This is a genomic window from Shimazuella soli (assembly GCF_022511585.1).
Taxonomy (GTDB): domain Bacteria; phylum Bacillota; class Bacilli; order Thermoactinomycetales; family Thermoactinomycetaceae; genus Shimazuella; species Shimazuella soli.
The window spans coordinates 133310-151624 of sequence record NZ_JAKWBN010000007.1; the positions used below are offsets into that span (position 1 = coordinate 133310).

The window sequence follows — 18315 nt, forward strand, 5'->3', positions numbered from 1 at the left end:
GTTCATAAATTCTGCTATATGTTCCACAGAAACAGGTGTTATTAAGCACTTTAACAAAACCAGATCCGGGTCAGATGATATCATCCGACCCGGAGACCCCCGTTTGTTTCTATTGGTCCAAAAATTTCTTGGCCAAGAGGCTGAAGTTGGTCAAGTCATGCCAGCCTCCCTCAGGACAATTGTCCCAATACTGACAGCGTACTGACTCTGCCTGAACATCGGTACCTCCTTCGAACCCAAGACTCTTCATTAGCTTGAGCGATGGGAGATTCGTGGTTACGACTTTTACCTGTAGGCTATGAAAGCCTACATCCTCAAATATCCATCCGAGGAGCAGCCCAACTAGTTGTTTTGAATATTTTTTTCCTCTGTATTCAGGATGAAGGACCAGTCCACTCAGTATTCCACGCTCATGATACACGGAGATGGTACTGATCGAACAGAATCCGATCAAGACGCCATTCTTGAGGAAGAAGACAGGAAGTCGCGTTCCATTTTCCATTTCCTCGAGAGCGAGTTTGAAATGACTTTCGAGTGTCGGATAAATGTCAGCATGGTGGTACCAGCCAGAGATTTTCTCACTATAAAGGGAGATAAATCTCTGAGACAATTCAGGCGAGTAGGGGGTGATTTGTAGCCCATTCTCACCCGAAAGGGTGAATTTCCTCAGTTCTTCCATTGTCGGGAGGCGCATGTATTCTCCATACTCGAGAGTTTTTCTGTCTATTTGACCATTTCTATTATACCATCCCATCTTTATGTAGTATTATCTTTATCTTTGCGAATAATTGCAGATTTTGAAGTAAGCATAAAACGCTGCTCTTTTTTATTTTTCTAACATGGGTTGCCCCTCATATGCATAAAAGTAGTAAAGAGCTGTATGGAATGGGGGGGGAGAGAAGTGACAGCAGTGGGGGTTCGAATACTTCATGCGAGTACAGATATGGGCGAGTTTGATGTGTATGTCAACGATGCTTTATGCACCAAAGGACTACCTTTTACAGCGATCACCCAATATATGAGACTTCCTGCCGGAGATAATTGGATAGAGGTATATCGAGTAGGAGATCAGAGCAGGGCTATTCATCGACGGATGATATCCGTACGTGGAAATAAGTGCTATACCGTCTGTTTGCAGCCAAAAAAAATATTTGTTGTAGAAGACAGTCTCCTCCCAAAAAATCGTTCTTCTGGGCCTTATTTGCGATTTATTCATTTTTTAATAAAGGGACCTAATATGGATCTGGTAAACATAAGTGGTTCTTGTTTTTTTTCAAATAATAGCTATATGAGTGTGAGTCCTTATCGTGCGGTCCTTCCGCAGAATACAAACTTTTCATTAAGGGTATCTGGTACACGCAAAATCTTATTTCATTCGCCGATTTATCGCTTAGAACCAAACCATGCCTATTCTGTATACGTCATGGGAACTTCCCCAGATTTTGATCTGCATGTTCTGATTGTTCCTGATCGGGAGAGCCATCTCCATATACAAACGAAACATACAGGAAAAGAAGGATGAAAAAGACATGAATATGAAAAGTGAGGTTTCTACTTGTCAAATACTGCATGCCTGTACATTGTTTCCAACACCAATAGATATTTATGTTAACGAAATGAAATGTGTTCATTCCCTCGGTTTTGGTGAAATAACATTGCCTTTTGAAGTGGTGAGCCAATCTCTTCCTATAAAGATCACTTCGCCTATGCAGCCAGGGCAAGTGTTATGGCAATCCCAAGTTGAATTTCCAGATGCAGATCATTTTACATTAGCCATTACGGAAAATCACCATACTCCAGGTCTTTCCCTTTTTCGGGATGACGCATCGCCTGTTACAGGCAGAACAAAGCTTCGAATGATTCAATTATCACCAGACACAGAGCCTATCAGTATTGCCAATGAACGGCAAGTGCTGTTTTCTAATGTTGCATTTGGAGAGGCGCGTTTTCTAACCCTAGCCCCGTATAATTCCTCTTTGCAGGTTTGTTTTACATCTAGTAATGAGACGATTTACCGTGTACCTGAGTTAGATTTTCAACCTGGAGAAACATATACCTTGTTTACAGTAGGAAAAAAATATCAGAAGCCGAAATTTCAACTTTTACTTTTGAAATCCAATAAGGAGGCGAATAACAATGTGGAGAGATGAGTTGGAAAAAGTGACACAATACTACTTTTTGGCAAACTACTACCAGGAAACGGATAAGGAAAAATATGAAAAATATACAGAAGCTTACCATCATCACTTAAAAAAGTATGAGGAATCATTCATACAAAATAGTACTTATGAACAAACTGTTCCAGTGCAGGCGAGAAGGGCAAGAATTCGGTTCCTGCATGCAGCAGTAGTAGCTGCCAGGCAACCAGTGGATGTACATATCGATGGGAGATTCGCAGCAACGATTACATATTTGACAGTTAATCCTCATATTCCCCTTAAAGCAGGGAAACATAAGGTCACTTTATATCCAACAAGACAAACTACCAATCCAATTTGGCAGCAGGAGATCACAGTGGACAGTGGAAAACGATACTTATTTGCAGTTGCTAATAAAAGTCAAAAACCTACTGATGGTGTGCAGCTGCTGCGTTATGAGGAGACGGATACGATTCCTGTAAATAAAGCGAAGATTCGTTTTATTCATCTCTCCCCTGATGCACCACCGCTAGATTTGGTAGAACGACAGCAAAATATCTCTTTCTCCGATATTCCCTATAAAGAACACACCCCATATGCCGCAGCAAGTCCGGGTAGGACGAATATCCAAGTAAGAGTGACAGGAACACCAAATAATATCGCTGCAATTGCTTTTGATACAACCCAAAATCATGCATACACACTAATTGCAGCCGGCAATGCGAACAACCTATATTGGTTATTGTTGTTAGACCGTTAAGAGAGAAGGAGACAAAAAAATAAGCTACGATGTGGTAGCTTATTTTTTTCGGCGATCAAATTCGTTCACGAGATCATTGACAAACTTGCCCATCGCGCCCACAAAGGAAGATCGGCCAGGAGTGTCTTTCTTTTGTTCCTTTCCATCAACAAGAGTGGATAAGGTTTGCTGTAAATAAGATTTTAATTTTCCAAGGTCTTCGAGAAGATGCATAGGAAGGATAATTTCATGCTGTTTCTGTTTGCTTCCGAAGAATGAATAAATGGTAAGGTCAACCAAAAGTCTTATCTGATCAGGGTCTAAAGCAACAATAAAGGACATGCGTTCTAACTTGTCTAATAAAAAAGTAGTAGGAGTAAAAATAAATTCCTGTGTCACACCGTTAAAGAGGCGTGAGTCAGCTTGTTCCTGAAAACCCAATTGTTCCAGAGCTAGCAAGGCCTGTCTTAGATCAAAGGAGGGGGTAACAATAATTTCGTCACGGTCTGTAGCATCTATTCCGCCTTGTATATCTAAATGGGTGGAAAGATAGTAAGAAGCAGTTGGGCTGGTGACTAACAAGTCTTCTGGTATCGGCAGTTCAAAAGGAACCACTCTCTGTTGTCCAGGCTGGATGACAAAGGATGCTTGGTATGGGATGACAGCAATCAGATGAGTGATTTTTTTGTTATCTTTTGTTGTTAGCTCAAAATAGAGTTCCACTTCGATTTTATTGATCACTTGTTCCACTGTGCCACCCTGTAAAACAAGTTCTCCTTTTACTTGACCGCCTAGCGGGACTTCAGCTTGGTATAGCACAAGATCTATCTTTGCTGCTCCCTTTCCTAATATGGCCATCATTTTCTTAAACATGGTAAATCCCATCCTTGTCACGCGCTATGTACTTAGTTTACCATATACTGCGGCGTTTTTCCTGTGTAAGGAAAAGAGGAGATACCAAACACACACAAGTAAATTCTGTGATAATGTGGTGATTAATGGGTGTAAAGTGTGAATTTCGTGTATAATAGACAAGGAATACATCCAAGTTAAGTAGCAACATTTTATGACGATTTAGCAATAGTTCACCATTCATAACACGAAAAATATTATAGTATGGAGTGAAGATCCATTATTAAAAGGTGAGGAGGTATTGTTGGAAAATGAATGAATCTTTTCTGGACTCATCTGCTCTACTTATTTTTTCCATGAGTATTTCATTTGTATTGGCAACTTTGTATATTCGGGAGCGAATCAAGAATTCATCCAAATCATAAATGGATACCTTGCCTGTAGGGCAAGGTTTTTTTCGTAGCTAAAGGACAAATAAAAAAAGGCGGGATTCCCGCCAAATGATGGTTTAGCACCCACAACCGCCGTGATGGTGAGTAGAAGAGGACTCCCGACGATAAGAAGAGGATTCGCGTCGAGGGTCACAAGGATCGTAGTAACGATGATGACGATGTCTCCATTGTTCTTTGCACCATTTCATATACATTCTGAGCATTTGCATTTCGTAGCGATGACACATTTTCATATGGCGATACATGTGATGTAACATTTTTGGATCACATGGGACAGCGCAGTGATGTTTATGATGATGTTTGTAATGGTGTTTTGGTGGATGATAAGGTGGATATGGTTGTGGTTGGTATGGTGGATATGTTGGTCTAGGTACTGGTATTGCTTTTTTAGGAGGTAGTGGTGGTAATACAGGTTTTACAGGTGGTCTTTGTTCCACGTTAATCACAATCCCTTCTGTTTTGATGACACGATATCGTATGTATGCCCCCTAGCAAATGTACCAGTTCTATTTGCCCAACTTTCGGGATATACGTTTGCAACCACATTTGGATTCGATATAATAGTTGTGACGATTGGGAGGGTTTTTAGATGGAAGTGAAAAAGATAACTCCACGTGGCTATTGCTATGGGGTTGTGGATGCCATGGTACTTGCCAGACAAGCAGCACAAGACCTAGACTTACCACGTCCTATTTATATTTTAGGTATGATTGTGCATAACCAGCATGTTGTTGATGCTTTTACAGACGAAGATATTATTACGTTAGATGGCCCAAATCGCTTAGAGATTTTAGAGAAAATAGATAAAGGTACTGTTATTTTTACTGCCCATGGGGTTTCTCCAGAAGTTCGCAGGCGCGCACGCGAACGTGGACTGACAGTCGTGGATGCTACTTGTCCAGATGTGACCAAAACCCATGATCTCATCCGGGAAAAAGTTGCAGAAGGATATGAGATCATCTATGTTGGGAAACAAGGTCATCCAGAACCAGAAGGTGCACAAGGAGTAGCACCGGGTCATGTGCATTTGGTCGAAAATGAGAGAGATATCGAAGATCTAACACTGACAAATGATAAATTACTTGTGACGAACCAAACTACCATGAGTCAATGGGATACCAAACACTTGATGAATAAAGTACTCGAAAAGTATCCAAAAGTAGAGATTCACAATGAAATTTGCCTCGCTACCCAAGAACGCCAAGAAGCAGTAGCACAGCAAGCAGTAGGAACTGATCTGGTTATCGTTGTGGGAGACCCGATGAGCAACAACTCCAACCGTTTAGCCCAAGTATCTCAAGATATCGCTGGAGTCCCCGCTTATCGAGTAGGAGATGTCAGCGAAATTCAACTAGAGTGGCTGGAAGGGAAAAACTTGATCGGAGTGACCGCCGGTGCTTCTACCCCAACGCCGATCACCAGAGAAGTCATTCAGTTTCTAGAGCAGTATGATCCACAAGATGAATCGACTTGGGAACGAAAGCGTACAGTAAACCCGAAAAAGATTCTCCCGCCAGTGAAAAAGAAAAAAGGTGTTACCCCACAAAAATAAGCCCATTTGGGCTTTTTTTCGTTTAGGGAGTATGATTTTATGGAAAAAAATATTTACAAACATACATTCTGGTGTTAGAATTGCCCGAAATTAATCATTCTAAAAAATTCCAATCCTTCCAGACGTGACATGATATCGAAGAGGATTGGGAACGGGTGTCCCTCCGCTATAAGCATTGGTTGCTACCCCGTTGCATCCGAATTTACGCCTGTGGAGTGTTATACCAAACTGGAGTAGCTACGGCAAAACAGGACACGGGGAAGCAGGAAGCAAACAGGATTCTATAGATCTTTTGCAGAGTTTTATAGAGTTTTGGCAACGGAGTTGTCGATGGATAAGCCTGAACTAAAAAAAGAAATGGCAGCATTGGAGTATTTAAGTCAGGATGAAGAAGCGCGTATGTTATATGAAATGAGAATGAAAGCATTAATGGATGAACGTTCTGCTTTGGCTACAGCAGAGAAACGTGGAGAAGAGAAGGGGATTGAAAAAGGAAAGATAGAGGCGATTCAAAACATGCTAAAATTTGGAGTTTCTATTTCGGTATTAGCAAAAGCAAATAATTTGACAGAAGAAGAAGTTCTTAAAATTAAAGAGAGCATGAAGTGATCACTGCCATTTCTTTGTTGGGTTAGTTTGGATTCATCAATATGATTAAGCCTTTTTGGGAAAAACAGTGAAGTTTTTAAGTCCAGGTGAAGAAGCGCGAATATATTAGATCAAATGAGGGAGAGAGCGTTAATGGATGAAATTTCTGCTTTAGACTATGCGGAGAAATGTGGATATGAGAGAGGATTAGAAATAGGGAAGAGATTGGGGGAAGAAAAGATCATCAAAAAAATGTTACTGCTGGGAGTAGGTGAATCATTATAGCAGAAGTAACCAATCTAACATACGAGGAAGTCCTGAAATTCGAAGAAAACATGGAATAACTACTTCAATTTGTAGTAAATCGAAAAGAAAAATTACCTAAAGTTACCTGAATCGATGCAGCCTTGATAAGAAATAAATACAGAAATAACTAACCCTTCAATCTGAATATTCGATTTGCTATAATCACAGTAAGCATTCTTCTCACAGGAGAAGAATCATGGAACCTGGAGAGGAGGTTACATGTTCGGTAAGTGTGACGACTGCGGCAAAGAAAATGTCAGCGTGTGGACGGTGGAATCTGAGCCGGAGAAGCGTTACTGCAACTCCTGTAAGTATGACCACGCCACCACAGACGAACTTTCCCGCTGGGAATACAACGCCAATGTGTCGTGGTATGACTACTACGACCTCGATTAATCCAGCGTAACACCTGGACTCCTCGGTTCCTGCCCCGTGGTGTGACGGGGCACCGCAATCCTATTTATCCATTTTGTTTCAAACAAACTCCCTGTACGTTTAAGGGAGTTTGTTGTGCTATATAAGTTGTAATTTATACCAATGTAAAATCGATGGGTATACTCAGAATATTTTGTGTTATACTTATAAGTGTCTTTCCTTTGGGAAGGATGATGGAACCGGGGGAGGAGGCTATATGGACAGGAAACGTTACAAGCCTCGTTCTGGGGCCGTAGAAGCCTGTACGAGCAGCTCCATCAACACTGAGTCCTGTCTCGACGGTATACCGAGTCCTCGCATGGACGTGGACCCGATAGATCCCGAAGAGATGGACACCAACGGTGACCCGATCATAGACCATGAGTGGGGTCTTCACCAGGACTGATCATTAACCAACTCAGCACTTTCCGGTTCCTGCCCTGTCCCGTCGTGGGACAGGGTGCCGCAATTATCATATACATAGGTTGACATCAACAAACTCCCTATTAAAACAAGGGAGTTTGTTGATGTTACGAATATGGATCTTACTCAGCTTTATTCAAGGATCTTTGGATGTTTTAATGTAAATAAGTCTGATATTTTCGTATAATACTCTCCTGCAAGACGCCCTACTGGCTTCATCTTGGCAAAATCGATTTTCCCATCTTTATATATCGAATCATCAACGTGCATCTGAACAACCCGGCCTAGAACAAGGCTTGAAGATCCAACATTTTGTCCAAAAGACACAATATCGACTAATTCACATTCCATTTGGATAGGGCTTTGCTTAACTCGATAAGGCATAACTTTAGAGCTAGGAATGGGTGTTAATCCACTTACTTGAAACTCATCTATCTCCGACGAAAATTCTGCTGAAGTCTCATTCATTTGCAAAACGATGTCCTCTGTAACCGTGTTAACAACAAACTGTCTTGTCGCTTCAATGTTTTGAAGGGTATCCTTTTTCGTTCCATCTTCCGGCCGAAACATAGGTGCAAAGGAAATAATAAATGGATGAGGACTCACTCCGCTAAAGCTGCTGAAAGGAGCAAGATTGGGGATTCCTTCTTTAGAAATAGTAGAAACCAAAGCGATTGGTCTAGGCATAATGGAGCCTGTATACAATTTGTAGCTATCTTTCCAGTGAAGGTTATCAGGAATAATTTCCATTTTTTTCATCCTATCTGTTTTTTTGTTTTTAAGCGTACAAGTTAGAGTCGACTAGAAGTCAAGAAGAAATTTTGGATAGGGATGAAGGCGTAACAGGTTGGAGCCAAAATCAACATTATCATGTATGATTGTATAAAATGGGATAAGTAAAGGAGTGTCACCATGCTCACCATAAGCCAAGTCTCAAAAAGAACAGGACTGACCCCTTATACGCTCCGTTATTATGAAAAAATCGGTGTGTTACCAGAATCCAACCGCAGTGACGGAGGAGCTCGCATCTACACGGAAGAAGAAGTTTCGTTTATCCACTTTCTGAATCGTTTAAAGCAGTTAGGAATGTCGCTTGATGAGATGAAGGAGTATTTTTGTGACGGGTGTGTTCTAGAGAAAGTACAACAAGGGGAAGATATCGAAGATACATTAAACAAACGTATCGATATTCTTATCAAACATCTGGCAGAGTTGGAAACCAAGAAACAAGAACTGGAATACACTATTTCTCTTACCAAAGATAAACTTGCAATCTATCATCATTTATCTAAGTAATATGCGACAAGGGAGACGGCTCCCTTGTCGCAATAGTAAAGAAGGTATTCACGCTAAGAATATGGGTCATAGCTTTTACCATGTATATAGGTAATACCATTGCCCATCTCGACCACTTCAGCATCTAATAGTGTAATCTCCATTTTTATTCCATCTTCGCTAGTGAGTGTCAGTTTGCTTATTTGCCTTGTCGTGATACTCGGTTTCATATGGGGATTTTCATCAAAAAAGTAATCAATCCGCAGTTCATCTGCTCCAAGCGAGAGCCTTGATCGATTGTAAAACCGCCACTGGTGGCTTATTTTCAAAAAATCCACAAATTGTCTCACTTTATCTCTGCATCCCTCTACGATCAATCGCAAAGCCATAGTCCATCACCTCATTATTATTTTTGTAATCTTCTGACTTCCGTTCGGATAAGGGCATGAATCCATCTGTCGTTGTCGTCCAATCCATTTGGGAATAAAAATTTTACGATGTACCCTTTGTTTCGCTGATAAAGCTCAGTTACGATTTGCAACTTTTGCTGATGCATTTGATCAGCCGTATAGCGGTAATAATCTGCTATTTGCTGTAAAGTTTCGGTGACTTCAAGTGGAACTGTTTTGTTTTCGATCACCCATTCTAAATCCATTTCAGGCAGGTAGTTTTCATTACAAACTCCTTTCTATAATTTTTATGTTATAAAAATGTGTCCTTCATGCTGATAGATTTTATGCCAATAGATTTGTTTTAGGGGCAGGAAAAATTCCCTCTTTTTTGAAATTATAACGAATAGATTGGATATTTGCACTGACTGGATTCCTTCACTTTAATTCTGTAGCTGATCGTGTACCTAGTTGAAAATAATTGAAAAAGTGTCATAATTACGGTAATCAAAATTTACCAATTCTGAAATGGGGTGTTTGGATGATGGACAAAAAGAGAATCGGATTGAAACTAAAAGCAGAACGGAACAAAAGAGGTATTTTGCAAAAGGAAATAGCAGATATCCTCAAAGTGGGTACAACCACGATAAGTAATCTGGAACGTGGGTTTGACGGCGTAGCAGAAGAAAAATTTATCTTATATGCACAACAATTTGGTCTAGCAGAGGAACTCTGTGGTGTGATACCAGAAGAAGTGAAGAAAGAGAGGGACTGTTTAAAGAGACTAAAAAATATCGATGATCTGCTGGTAAGTGACCCAGATAAATGGGAGCAAAAGTTAGAAGGGTTGAATAAGGAAGTGGAAATTGAGATGGATACGAACCTAGCTCCATTCTATTATTACTTGAAAGGGAGAATTTATCGTGAGAAGAGTAAAAGTATAAATTTCAAAGGAGCTAAAAATAATCTCTTAAAGAAAAGATTATCTAAAGCAGAGGAGTACTTTTTACTTGCTGTTGATCAATTATCCGAAGAACATTCTTTACTGCATACAAATATAAAATCAATGAGTTATAACTATTTGAGTGTCCTTGCACATAATCAGAATGATTTTGAGAGTGCTTTGTATTATTCAAAACAAGGATTAGGTTGTTTTATAGAGGATGGGGAGAGAAGATTTTTAAAGTATAACCTCTTGTTAAACAAGGCGATCTATTTGGAAGATCTAAATCAAAACGAGAAAGCTCTTTCTGCACTTAAAGATTTAGATAATACGATTCAAAATGCGTCTGACCCTTTTGTAGTGAGAAACTCAGTGGTGATTCAAATGTATTTAATCTACTCGTCAATATTACACAAATTAAGACTTACTGAGGAAGCACTTCGAAATGCATTTAAAGGAATTGAGATTGCCTCTGCCCATGGGGACTATAATAAGCTTTTTGCTTTATGGTCTAGTGTTGGTATGATTTATTTAGCTCTAGGAAAACTAGAGGATGCAGAGGAATACTTTTATAAAGCTTTAGAAGTAGATGGAATGGTGAAAGAACATCTTAAACCTTACAGTTATCGACTTTTTGGCTCTTTACTGGTTCAACAGCATAGATTTGAGGAAGCAAAAGGAATTCTTGACAAATCAATAGAGATAAGCGAAAAATACAATGATAAACTGTTACATACCAAGTCTCTTTTTGCTTTAGGAAGATGGTATGTGGAGCAATTACTGTTCGAGGAAGCTATAGATACGTTAAATAAAGCAAGAACTTTGGCTAAAGAACACGATTTCTTACACTTGGAGCGAGAGATATTAACAAGTTTATGTGAATGTTATGAGAAAACAGACCCAGAGGAATTAAAAAACCATTCTCTAGCATTGTATTTAATTATTAAACAAGGGAGAGATTCTAGTGAAATTGAATTGTGACCCTGGTATTCCTGAGGAGAACAGATATTAATTATAATAGAATAACTGCTTTGATTATCATTGAACAGAAAATAGAGTTCTGATTTTACCTTTGGGAAGATTTTAAAGTAACTTTACTATGAATCTAGTGATCTAGAAGATTGGTTTAGTAAAGCTAGAATAGAACAATCGGTAATAATATAAGTGAAAAAAAGCCATTTGAATACTGCTTTTCATATGGATCAATGGCTTTTTCTTTTCAGAAGCTATTCATTGTCACCTTTCTTTCCTTTCCCTTTGCCCTTACCTTTTCCTTCACCTTTCTCATCACTTATAACTGCCGTAACCTTTGCTGAGACAGAACGAGTAACAGTGGATTGATTTTTCGTCTTTTTTATCACAGGCTTTACATTTTTTGCTTGGGTAAACTGGAGAGGAACGAGGAACAGAACGAAAGCTAAACAGAAAGCGATCAATTTTTTGTACAAAACTCTCACCTTTTCTTATTATTAGGAAATATATTCATTATACCAGTATCAGGAAAGGGAAAGAAAGGAGGTACAGTAAGGGTAAAAATAGCAGATAGTTTTCACAGGAAGACATAAAAGAGAAGTAAATAAAGATAATGTAGGAAGTAAGAGGAGTATATCAATAAATTGGTCCTCAGAATGGCTTGGTACAGCTCCATTCTGCGGGACCGAGGGCGGAGTTGTCTCACGACCAGCAAGGGTCTTCTCCGAGCACCTTCACGAGTCGGTTTCGAACGAGTTTCTTGTCGGGGAGCTCATCGAACGCCCTTCGGATGGCACGTCGAACGTCAGGGCGGGCCGAGCGGATTAGCTCGGCTACGTCACCCCACGTTGTCGCATCGAGCAGCTTTTCGAAGGTGACGTTGTGCTCGGAATCGGTCAGTTCTTGCGAACTGAACATCAGCGACTCCAGCTCCAGAAGCGTTGTTTCAGAATCGGGTTCCTTGTTGGCACCGTTCAGCGTGGCGACGAGCAGGAACTTCTTTGCCAAGGCACAACTGCCGGCAAAGAGAAGTTCATGAGCCTTCGTGGGATCGTTTTCCTTTTCCAGCTCGTACTCATTGTACGCCAGCTCGATTTCCTCCTGAGCCACCTGGCTCAGCGCCCACAGTGTGGTGTCGGTGTTCTCGAAGAGAGCAGTGCTGGTCATATTTCCTCCTCGGTCGAGGTCCTTACTGATATTATAGGCTTGACTATTTAATGGGACAAGTAACAATTTTCAGTATTTTATGAGACATGGAACAGTTCTCTTGTCACATTTTTGGTTAGAAATGATAGGGAAGCATAAATTAAGCAGCAAGTTCGTAGTTTAATTGAGTTCAAAGGAACTGGTACATTTTCGAATAGGGAAATGGTTTTCTAGTGTTTGATTACTTTGTGTTTAGAGAGAAAATGTGATAAAGTATAGTTCTTTTTGTCACATTTTCCTTAGTTTAGAGATGCACTGTTTATTAAAAGAAATAGGAAATTTCAAAGAAAAGCCTTAAAATAAGAAGAAACACAATTGGAGGCATCTAAAATGGACGGAAAAACAAGAAGCAACTTACACCCAGGACTGCTCGTAGATATCATCTTAAAAAAAGATCAACGTACAGGGAACCGGACGAGAGGAATAATAAAAGACCTCTTAACTAAATCTCCAACCCATCCACATGGAATCAAAGTACGGTTAGAAGATGGACAAGTTGGTAGAGTGATAGAGATTATTGAAGAATAAGGTTGAAATAAAAATGACGCCACTAAAGGCGTTATTTATTTAATGGGACAAGAGAACCGTCCCCTTGTCACACTAAAACAAAAGCGACCGATGGCCGCTAGAAATTTCCGAATATTTACTATAGAGTTAATTGCTTTTGATCACGTTTCATAAACGTATAACATTGGTTCATCGTGCCTCTGAATTCGATACGATGATCTTTTTTCATCGGATTGTACCAAGCAAAATAGTTATCCTCATGGATGATTGAGGGGGGTAATTTCTCCGAATCTCGAATCACATAATACATACCGTGCACCTCCTAGTTGTATTATGATCGAAAAGAGGAAAAATTAACCATATTGGAGAGGGATGAGAATAAAAGTTTTTGCATTTTATTCTTGCTTTAACAAAGAGAGTGGAAATGCTTCTTTTTCTGATTTTCCTTCAAGTGTACCCCAAGCATATATTCCGTTGAGATATTCCACTTGAAAAATACCTGACTCTCCATCTATTTGATATTTCGAACCGATTTGAATTGTTTTCGGGTCGATGAGGTAAGATTTGGCGAGATTTATTTTTTGCCTGAGGATTGCAGCATTGCTTTCTAATTTATTACTCTCAGCTTCTACAAACTGTTTTTCCAATTCTTTTATGGTTTTGATAAGTTCTTCTGGTATCATTTGGCTGTATCGTTTCACTTCGTTTGCCTCCTTCTGTATAATAATGATCATACAATAAATAGTTAAGGCAAGGTGATAGAATGTCAGAACGATATGTTCCCAAAATACAAGAAGCAGCGATTCCTGAAGATGGAGGTTGGGTAGAAGGGGAAAAGTGCCCTATTCTTTTATTATCTATCCCAGCATGGGAAGACTTAGAAACAGATTCAGAGCAAATACGTGCTTATGTGTGGATGTATGATCGAGGGCAGGATGCTTATTTATTTTGCTATCAGTTAAAAGACGGCACGGAAAAAGCGATCGCCTTTATTTCTGACCATGCTGGCTTATTATTGAAAGAAGAGCACGCAAAAGGAACGTTTTCGATGATGATCATGAACCAAGGTTTGCAAGAAGTGAGCTCATCGAATTCCGTTTTGCTGATTGAAAATATAAATTTGGTTCGTCATCCAAGCGCTGGTTGGTAATTAATATTCATCAATATCATGAAGCAAATGGATATGCTGGACATCTTCATGGTGGTGATTTGCCCGCAGGCGATCCAATACTTTTTTATATTCATCCACTCGTACATAGGATTGTTCCGTTTCCAATACTTTGGTCAAGGCAAGGATCACAATTTCTATTTCATGTTCATTAAGCGAAATCATACAGCCAGCCTCCTTAAAAATTCATTCCTTTTTAGTATCTCCAAAAACAGCTTTAAAATTGACATCGCTATCATTTTTTTGTAGGCTGTCATGTATCGGCTTTCATTTTAGGTTTATTGGGAGAAAGAGGTGCTTCGTTGAAAGGCTTATTGGATGGAAAGAAAATAGTCGTGATGGGTGTAGCAAATCGACAAAGCATTGCATGGGCAATCGCAAAGTCGCTACACCTTGCCGGTGCCCAGCTCGCTTTTACATATGAGAATAAACAAATCCAGCAATTCGTGAGTTCACTTGTAAATACGGAAATTCCTAATTCTTATCATACTGTCTGCGATGTTACAACAGACGAAAAGATCAGAGATTCATTTGCTCACATTCACGATCATTGGGGAAGAATCGATGGTGTCATACATAGTATATCTTATACAAAAACTGAAGATTTGCCCTATTCGTATTTACAGACTTCACGTGATCAATTTACAATGAGTCAAGACATTGGTACTTATTCCCTCGTTGCAGTGGCAAGGGAAGTGAAACAATATATGTATGAGGGTGGAACTATCGTTACCCTCACTCATATGGGATCCGAAAAAGTACTTCCTCATTACCATGTAATGGGAGCTGCGAAAGCAGCATTGGAATCCAGTGTTCGTTATTTAGCTAATGAATTGGGTCCGGCAAATATTCGGATTAATGCGATTTCCGCAGGTCCCATTCGGACTTCTGTTACGGAAGGCGTGAGAGATTTCGATTATCTGCTCTCCGTAGTGGAAGAACGTGCTCCACTCCGCAGAGGGATAGATGCGGAAGAAGTGGGAGATGCAGCGCTTTTTTTGTGTAGTTATTTAGGAAGAGGTATCACTGGAGAAATTTTACATGTAGACGGTGGGTATAATATTATTGGGATGTAGATTAATTTTATGAAACCAATTGAATTTCTTCAGATAATATGATAAGGTACAGGATGTTGCAACCAAACCAACTTGAGCTATTAGGATCAGTGATTCACTCGAAGGGTTGGGACCTCATTGGACTAACCTTCCCCCATAAGTGATCCAATACGATCCTAGCGGAATTTGGCTCACACCAATTTTTTGCTAGGAAGGGGGGCCGGAAGATGGAAGAATATTCTACTTTCGGAAGGCATGTGGCTATGGATGCCTGGGGTGTGCCGTTTGACCTTTTAAACAATGCAGAAGAGTTAAAGAAGTATATGATACAGGCAGCTGAGTCCTGTGGAGCATCTGTTCTATCGGTACAGGCCCAAAAATTTGACCCTCAAGGTGTTACAGTTCTAGTTATGTTATCAGAGAGCCATCTCTCGATTCATACTTATCCCGAAAAAGGATTTGCTGCACTGGACTGTTATACCTGTGGTCATACCGTTGACCCACAGATCGCCATTGACTATATGGTTGAGTATTTGCAACCTTCACAAGCCTTCGCCAAAGTTTTGAAACGCGGCGATGGGCCGATTGTCGATTTGGATCAGCCCGTGATAGAGCGCACAAAAAAAATTATATCAATATAGTTTGAGTCCTTTTCAATGCGGTTATTTTTCTACTTATGTAGTAGAAAAAGCCGCTTTTTTTTGCGATGATAGTAAGGAAGTTTAGAGCAAAGCAGGAAAAACGACTGATCGTCGTAAATCTAACCTATGGAGTGGAAAGGAGTCTTTATTTTGGAACTTTATTCATCCTTTAAAAGTTACCTAAAGGAATACATGACTTTGGATTCATTTATTCATATGCTCGTATGGGATCAATCCACAAATATGCCAACAGCAAATGCCGATTATCGCGGTCATCAAATCGGTTTTATCAGCAAACTGGCACATGAAAAGTTGGTAGATCCAAAAATGGGGAGAATGCTGAATCAGCTTGTACCTTGGGCAGCAACGCTTGACCCGGATTCAACAGAGGCAAGACTCGTTGGAGAAGTGGCAAAAGATTATGAAAAAGCAGTCAATATTCCCTCCGCCTTTATGGAGAAGTTTTTTGGTCATACTGCACGTGTTTATCAGACTTGGGTGGAGGCCAGAGAGAAAAACGATTTTTCCCTTGTCGCTCCTTTATTGCGTGAATCATTGGAATACAGCAAGGAGTATTCGTCATTTTTTCCGGATGCCCAGCATGTTGCTGATCCTTTAATTGATCGCAGTGATGAAGGCATGTATGTTTTTATTTTACAGCCTCTCTTTCAAGAATTGCGGAAAAAACTGGTTCCGATGATTGAACAAATCCGGGAATCGGAGCCTGTAGACCGCAAATGTTTGATCCAACATTATCCGAAGCAAAAACAGTTACAATTTATCGATATGGTGCTTGATCATCTTCAAGTTGATCGAAGTCGTACGAGACAAGATTTCTCTCCGCATCCTTTTATGATTCGTTTAGCAGGAGATGATATTCGCATCACCACACGGATCAGGGAATGGGAAGTGACCGACGGACTCTTTAGCAGTATTCACGAGACAGGTCATGCCTTATATGAATTAGGAATTGCACCAGAATTATTCGATACTCCTCTGATGAAAGGCGTATCTTCCGGCCTTCATGAGAGCCAATCGCGCTTATGGGAAAACTTAGTGGGCAAAAGCCGTGGATTTTGGGAGTTTTTCTATCCCAAATTGCAATCTGTATTTCCTTCTCAACTAGGCTCTGTACCAATGGAGACGTTTTATCGGGCAATGCATCATGTCTCCCCTTCACAAATCCGCACGGAAGCAGATGAGATCACCTACAATTTGCATGTTATTATTCGTTTTGATCTAGAATTGGATTTGCTGACAGGAAAGCTGGATATTGCCGATCTTCCTGAAGCTTGGAGACAGCGTTACAAAGAGGATTTAGGAGTAGAGGTAACAGAAGTCAAAGATGGTGTACTGCAAGATGTGCATTGGTTTGCTGACTTTATCGGCGGGCAGTTTCAAGGGTATACCATTGGAAACATACTCAGCTGCCAATTGTTTGATGCTGCTAAAGCAGCTCATCCTTCTATCCTAACCGAAATGGGACAAGGCCAATTTTCCACTTTGCACGATTGGTTGAAAACCAATATTTATCAGCATGGTAAAAAGTTCACTACGACCGAGATCATTCATCGAGCTACAGGGCAGTCCCTCAGCATCGATCCATATGTGAAATATTTAACGGAAAAGTATCAGACCATCTATCCTTCTTTGCAAACATCATAAGAAAAGCTGGAACCTCCACTTTTTATATACAGAAGTGGGGGTTATTTATATGGATGAACCTGTTGAGTTATCAAATAATATTGAAAAGTACCGAGCTTTCATTCATACTTAAGTTATCCAACACACTTTTTTCTTAAGTGTGCCCACATCCGCAGAAGGGAACAACCATGGAGCAGATTCAGCTTCCCAGTGAGGCCGTCATGTACCGCTCCGCCAGCGAAAAAAAGATCGTTTTCATTAAGCCCCAACCAAAGAGGGCGAGGGAACTACTTGTCAGCTCTGATGGAGTGAAGTTCTTCGAAATCGGCAGGTTCCATACCTTCGGCAACACCATCAGTGTGAAGACTCTGAGGGGTCCGAACACGACACTTCGACGCAACGGGAACGAGGTCACGTATGACAAGTATGTCGGCGAGACCTTCAACAAGGTGGTGTATCGCCCGTCTGAGATCACGTTCGTACCTCTCATTCGGATGCCGGTACACATGTTCGAACGTCCGTCGGACGGTCAGTTCCTGTACGTGAGCAGGGGCCTCGGACTCTTCCTGTTCATCGGTGACGAGAATCGCATGAGCACCCAGATCGACCAATTCAGGAATGGCAGTCACGGCGCCACCCTCAACACGGCTGAGGGACAACTGGTCTACAATCCGAACGAGGGTTGGTGGAATGGGGAAAAGTTGATCATGCGTGATCCCTTCCTGTACCTTACCTCGGAAACGGAGCAGGGAGTCCAGATCTCCATGTGAGACCTGTTGACCCAGCTTCGCCGACTGCGGATGTGGGCGTCCCTCTGTACAGCGTGCAGAGGGACCCTACAAAAATTCTTGTACATTTAATATAAATTGGTTTTGAACGAACAGTTTTGTGTATACTTTGGGTTTTTATTTAACTTGAAACCCCACTTTGATGTGCACCCCAAAAGTTAGACCAACAAATCTAACTTCAAAGGGGTGCATTTTTCATGAAGAAAACATATGAGGCAACGTTCAAAATGAAGGTAGTAAGTGAATATTTGAAAGGAGTGGAA

26 protein-coding genes are annotated in these 18315 nt (G+C 40.5%); 15 read left to right on the forward strand and 11 right to left on the reverse strand.

Translation table 11 applies throughout. The features are described from left to right. Window positions 1–109: 109 nt before the first annotated feature. Window positions 110–610, reverse strand: a complete 501-nt coding sequence (locus tag MK805_RS14570; RefSeq protein WP_240876621.1) for a GNAT family N-acetyltransferase — start codon at window positions 608–610, stop codon at window positions 110–112. A 291-nt stretch (window positions 611–901) separates the two neighbouring features. Here MK805_RS14570 and MK805_RS14575 point away from each other — a divergent pair, with 291 nt between their 5' ends. Genes MK805_RS14575 through MK805_RS14585 form a run of 3 tightly spaced genes read left to right on the forward strand, consistent with a single transcriptional unit; the run spans window position 902 to window position 2898 of the window. Beyond that, on the forward strand, window positions 902–1522 hold the full coding sequence (locus MK805_RS14575) for a DUF4397 domain-containing protein (protein WP_240876622.1): 621 nt from the start codon (window positions 902–904) through the stop codon (window positions 1520–1522). 7 nt (window positions 1523–1529) lie between these two features. Further along, a complete protein-coding gene (locus MK805_RS14580) occupies window positions 1530–2150 on the forward strand; it encodes a DUF4397 domain-containing protein (RefSeq protein WP_240876623.1) in 621 nt (206 codons plus the stop codon). Further along, window positions 2137–2898: a DUF4397 domain-containing protein gene (locus MK805_RS14585; RefSeq protein ID WP_240876624.1), complete on the forward strand. Its 762-nt coding sequence runs from the start codon at window positions 2137–2139 to the stop codon at window positions 2896–2898. Before MK805_RS14580 ends, MK805_RS14585 begins: the two co-directional genes overlap by 14 nt. Before the next feature lie 39 nt (window positions 2899–2937). Here the strand turns inward: MK805_RS14585 and MK805_RS14590 are convergent, their stop codons facing one another. After that, on the reverse strand, window positions 2938–3750 hold the full coding sequence (locus tag MK805_RS14590) for a sporulation protein (protein WP_240876625.1): 813 nt from the start codon (window positions 3748–3750) through the stop codon (window positions 2938–2940). A 487-nt stretch (window positions 3751–4237) separates the two neighbouring features. After that, window positions 4238–4627, reverse strand: coding sequence for a hypothetical protein (locus tag MK805_RS14595; RefSeq protein ID WP_240876626.1), 390 nt, complete (start codon window positions 4625–4627; stop codon window positions 4238–4240). A 143-nt stretch (window positions 4628–4770) separates the two neighbouring features. On the opposite strand from MK805_RS14595, the gene MK805_RS14600 reads away from it, so the two are divergent. The 4 genes from MK805_RS14600 to MK805_RS14610 all read left to right on the forward strand — a co-directional run bounded on the left by MK805_RS14600 (window position 4771) and on the right by MK805_RS14610 (window position 7033). Further along, entirely contained in the window at window positions 4771–5733 is a 963-nt protein-coding gene (locus tag MK805_RS14600) for a 4-hydroxy-3-methylbut-2-enyl diphosphate reductase (RefSeq protein WP_240876627.1), read from the forward strand. A 330-nt stretch (window positions 5734–6063) separates the two neighbouring features. Then, window positions 6064–6342, forward strand: a complete 279-nt coding sequence (locus tag MK805_RS14605; RefSeq protein WP_240876628.1) for an Rpn family recombination-promoting nuclease/putative transposase — start codon at window positions 6064–6066, stop codon at window positions 6340–6342. A 132-nt stretch (window positions 6343–6474) separates the two neighbouring features. Beyond that, the gene (locus MK805_RS17885) at window positions 6475–6606 is read left to right on the forward strand and encodes a hypothetical protein (protein ID WP_255724669.1); all 132 of its coding nucleotides are present in this window, start codon (window positions 6475–6477) and stop codon (window positions 6604–6606) included. A 217-nt stretch (window positions 6607–6823) separates the two neighbouring features. After that, window positions 6824–7033: a hypothetical protein gene (locus tag MK805_RS14610; RefSeq protein ID WP_240876629.1), complete on the forward strand. Its 210-nt coding sequence runs from the start codon at window positions 6824–6826 to the stop codon at window positions 7031–7033. Between the two features lie 563 nt (window positions 7034–7596). Here MK805_RS14610 and MK805_RS14615 read toward each other — a convergent pair. After that, window positions 7597–8214, reverse strand: coding sequence for a flavin reductase family protein (locus tag MK805_RS14615; RefSeq protein ID WP_240876630.1), 618 nt, complete (start codon window positions 8212–8214; stop codon window positions 7597–7599). Window positions 8215–8376: 162 nt separating this feature from the next. Here MK805_RS14615 and MK805_RS14620 point away from each other — a divergent pair, with 162 nt between their 5' ends. After that, entirely contained in the window at window positions 8377–8760 is a 384-nt protein-coding gene (locus MK805_RS14620) for a MerR family transcriptional regulator (RefSeq protein ID WP_240876631.1), read from the forward strand. Window positions 8761–8813: 53 nt separating this feature from the next. Here the strand turns inward: MK805_RS14620 and MK805_RS14625 are convergent, their stop codons facing one another. Next, complete coding sequence (locus tag MK805_RS14625; protein WP_240876632.1) at window positions 8814–9128, reverse strand: hypothetical protein; 315 nt, start codon at window positions 9126–9128, stop codon at window positions 8814–8816. 17 nt (window positions 9129–9145) lie between these two features. Next, the gene (locus MK805_RS14630) at window positions 9146–9394 is read right to left on the reverse strand and encodes a hypothetical protein (RefSeq protein WP_240876633.1); all 249 of its coding nucleotides are present in this window, start codon (window positions 9392–9394) and stop codon (window positions 9146–9148) included. Between the two features lie 275 nt (window positions 9395–9669). Between MK805_RS14630 and MK805_RS14635 the strand changes: the two genes are divergently transcribed. Next, entirely contained in the window at window positions 9670–11052 is a 1383-nt protein-coding gene (locus tag MK805_RS14635; protein WP_240876634.1) for a tetratricopeptide repeat protein, read from the forward strand. A gap of 245 nt (window positions 11053–11297) precedes the next feature. Here the strand turns inward: MK805_RS14635 and MK805_RS14640 are convergent, their stop codons facing one another. Next, window positions 11298–11519 (reverse strand): hypothetical protein, encoded by a 222-nt coding sequence (locus tag MK805_RS14640; RefSeq protein ID WP_240876635.1) that lies wholly within the window; start codon window positions 11517–11519, stop codon window positions 11298–11300. A gap of 226 nt (window positions 11520–11745) precedes the next feature. Beyond that, window positions 11746–12210, reverse strand: a complete 465-nt coding sequence (locus MK805_RS14645) for a hypothetical protein (protein WP_240876636.1) — start codon at window positions 12208–12210, stop codon at window positions 11746–11748. Window positions 12211–12579: 369 nt separating this feature from the next. Between MK805_RS14645 and MK805_RS14650 the strand changes: the two genes are divergently transcribed. Then, the gene (locus MK805_RS14650; protein WP_240876637.1) at window positions 12580–12777 is read left to right on the forward strand and encodes a YwbE family protein; all 198 of its coding nucleotides are present in this window, start codon (window positions 12580–12582) and stop codon (window positions 12775–12777) included. A gap of 118 nt (window positions 12778–12895) precedes the next feature. On the opposite strand, the gene MK805_RS14655 is transcribed toward MK805_RS14650, so the two are convergent. Further along, a complete protein-coding gene (locus MK805_RS14655) occupies window positions 12896–13066 on the reverse strand; it encodes a hypothetical protein (protein ID WP_240876638.1) in 171 nt (56 codons plus the stop codon). A gap of 85 nt (window positions 13067–13151) precedes the next feature. Continuing rightward, complete coding sequence (locus tag MK805_RS14660; protein ID WP_240876639.1) at window positions 13152–13457, reverse strand: DUF1811 family protein; 306 nt, start codon at window positions 13455–13457, stop codon at window positions 13152–13154. A gap of 62 nt (window positions 13458–13519) precedes the next feature. On the opposite strand from MK805_RS14660, the gene MK805_RS14665 reads away from it, so the two are divergent. Beyond that, entirely contained in the window at window positions 13520–13906 is a 387-nt protein-coding gene (locus MK805_RS14665; RefSeq protein ID WP_240876640.1) for a hypothetical protein, read from the forward strand. Here MK805_RS14665 and MK805_RS14670 read toward each other — a convergent pair whose 3' ends face one another. Further along, entirely contained in the window at window positions 13907–14089 is a 183-nt protein-coding gene (locus MK805_RS14670) for a hypothetical protein (RefSeq protein ID WP_240876641.1), read from the reverse strand. Between the two features lie 137 nt (window positions 14090–14226). Here MK805_RS14670 and MK805_RS14675 point away from each other — a divergent pair, with 137 nt between their 5' ends. The 4 genes from MK805_RS14675 to MK805_RS14690 all read left to right on the forward strand — a co-directional run bounded on the left by MK805_RS14675 (window position 14227) and on the right by MK805_RS14690 (window position 18034). Next, complete coding sequence (locus tag MK805_RS14675) at window positions 14227–15000, forward strand: enoyl-ACP reductase FabI (protein ID WP_275092337.1); 774 nt, start codon at window positions 14227–14229, stop codon at window positions 14998–15000. Between the two features lie 206 nt (window positions 15001–15206). Beyond that, window positions 15207–15620, forward strand: a complete 414-nt coding sequence (gene speD, locus MK805_RS14680) for an adenosylmethionine decarboxylase (protein ID WP_240876642.1) — start codon at window positions 15207–15209, stop codon at window positions 15618–15620. Window positions 15621–15770: 150 nt separating this feature from the next. Continuing rightward, window positions 15771–17285 (forward strand): carboxypeptidase M32, encoded by a 1515-nt coding sequence (locus MK805_RS14685; protein WP_240876643.1) that lies wholly within the window; start codon window positions 15771–15773, stop codon window positions 17283–17285. A gap of 167 nt (window positions 17286–17452) precedes the next feature. Next, window positions 17453–18034, forward strand: a complete 582-nt coding sequence (locus MK805_RS14690) for a hypothetical protein (RefSeq protein ID WP_240876644.1) — start codon at window positions 17453–17455, stop codon at window positions 18032–18034. The last annotated feature ends 281 nt before the right edge of the window (window positions 18035–18315 follow it).

What these genes read in the sequence shown, in the direction of transcription:
- MK805_RS14580 (WP_240876623.1), top strand. Translation starts at nt 1,530, where the DNA reads ATGAATATGAAAAGTGAGGTTTCTACTTGTCAAATACTGCATGCCTGT.
- MK805_RS14585 (WP_240876624.1), top strand. Translation starts at nt 2,137, where the DNA reads ATGTGGAGAGATGAGTTGGAAAAAGTGACACAATACTACTTTTTGGCA.
- MK805_RS14590 (WP_240876625.1), bottom strand. Translation starts at nt 3,750, where the DNA reads ATGTTTAAGAAAATGATGGCCATATTAGGAAAGGGAGCAGCAAAGATA.
- MK805_RS14600 (WP_240876627.1), top strand. Translation starts at nt 4,771, where the DNA reads ATGGAAGTGAAAAAGATAACTCCACGTGGCTATTGCTATGGGGTTGTG.
- MK805_RS14605 (WP_240876628.1), top strand. Translation starts at nt 6,064, where the DNA reads ATGGATAAGCCTGAACTAAAAAAAGAAATGGCAGCATTGGAGTATTTA.
- MK805_RS17885 (WP_255724669.1), top strand. Translation starts at nt 6,475, where the DNA reads ATGGATGAAATTTCTGCTTTAGACTATGCGGAGAAATGTGGATATGAG.
- MK805_RS14610 (WP_240876629.1), top strand. Translation starts at nt 6,824, where the DNA reads ATGGAACCTGGAGAGGAGGTTACATGTTCGGTAAGTGTGACGACTGCG.
- MK805_RS14615 (WP_240876630.1), bottom strand. Translation starts at nt 8,214, where the DNA reads ATGGAAATTATTCCTGATAACCTTCACTGGAAAGATAGCTACAAATTG.
- MK805_RS14620 (WP_240876631.1), top strand. Translation starts at nt 8,377, where the DNA reads ATGCTCACCATAAGCCAAGTCTCAAAAAGAACAGGACTGACCCCTTAT.
- MK805_RS14625 (WP_240876632.1), bottom strand. Translation starts at nt 9,128, where the DNA reads ATGGCTTTGCGATTGATCGTAGAGGGATGCAGAGATAAAGTGAGACAA.
- MK805_RS14630 (WP_240876633.1), bottom strand. Translation starts at nt 9,394, where the DNA reads ATGGATTTAGAATGGGTGATCGAAAACAAAACAGTTCCACTTGAAGTC.
- MK805_RS14635 (WP_240876634.1), top strand. Translation starts at nt 9,670, where the DNA reads ATGATGGACAAAAAGAGAATCGGATTGAAACTAAAAGCAGAACGGAAC.
- MK805_RS14645 (WP_240876636.1), bottom strand. Translation starts at nt 12,210, where the DNA reads ATGACCAGCACTGCTCTCTTCGAGAACACCGACACCACACTGTGGGCG.
- MK805_RS14650 (WP_240876637.1), top strand. Translation starts at nt 12,580, where the DNA reads ATGGACGGAAAAACAAGAAGCAACTTACACCCAGGACTGCTCGTAGAT.
- MK805_RS14655 (WP_240876638.1), bottom strand. Translation starts at nt 13,066, where the DNA reads ATGTATTATGTGATTCGAGATTCGGAGAAATTACCCCCCTCAATCATC.
- MK805_RS14665 (WP_240876640.1), top strand. Translation starts at nt 13,520, where the DNA reads ATGTCAGAACGATATGTTCCCAAAATACAAGAAGCAGCGATTCCTGAA.
- MK805_RS14670 (WP_240876641.1), bottom strand. Translation starts at nt 14,089, where the DNA reads ATGATTTCGCTTAATGAACATGAAATAGAAATTGTGATCCTTGCCTTG.
- speD (WP_240876642.1), top strand. Translation starts at nt 15,207, where the DNA reads ATGGAAGAATATTCTACTTTCGGAAGGCATGTGGCTATGGATGCCTGG.
- MK805_RS14690 (WP_240876644.1), top strand. Translation starts at nt 17,453, where the DNA reads ATGGAGCAGATTCAGCTTCCCAGTGAGGCCGTCATGTACCGCTCCGCC.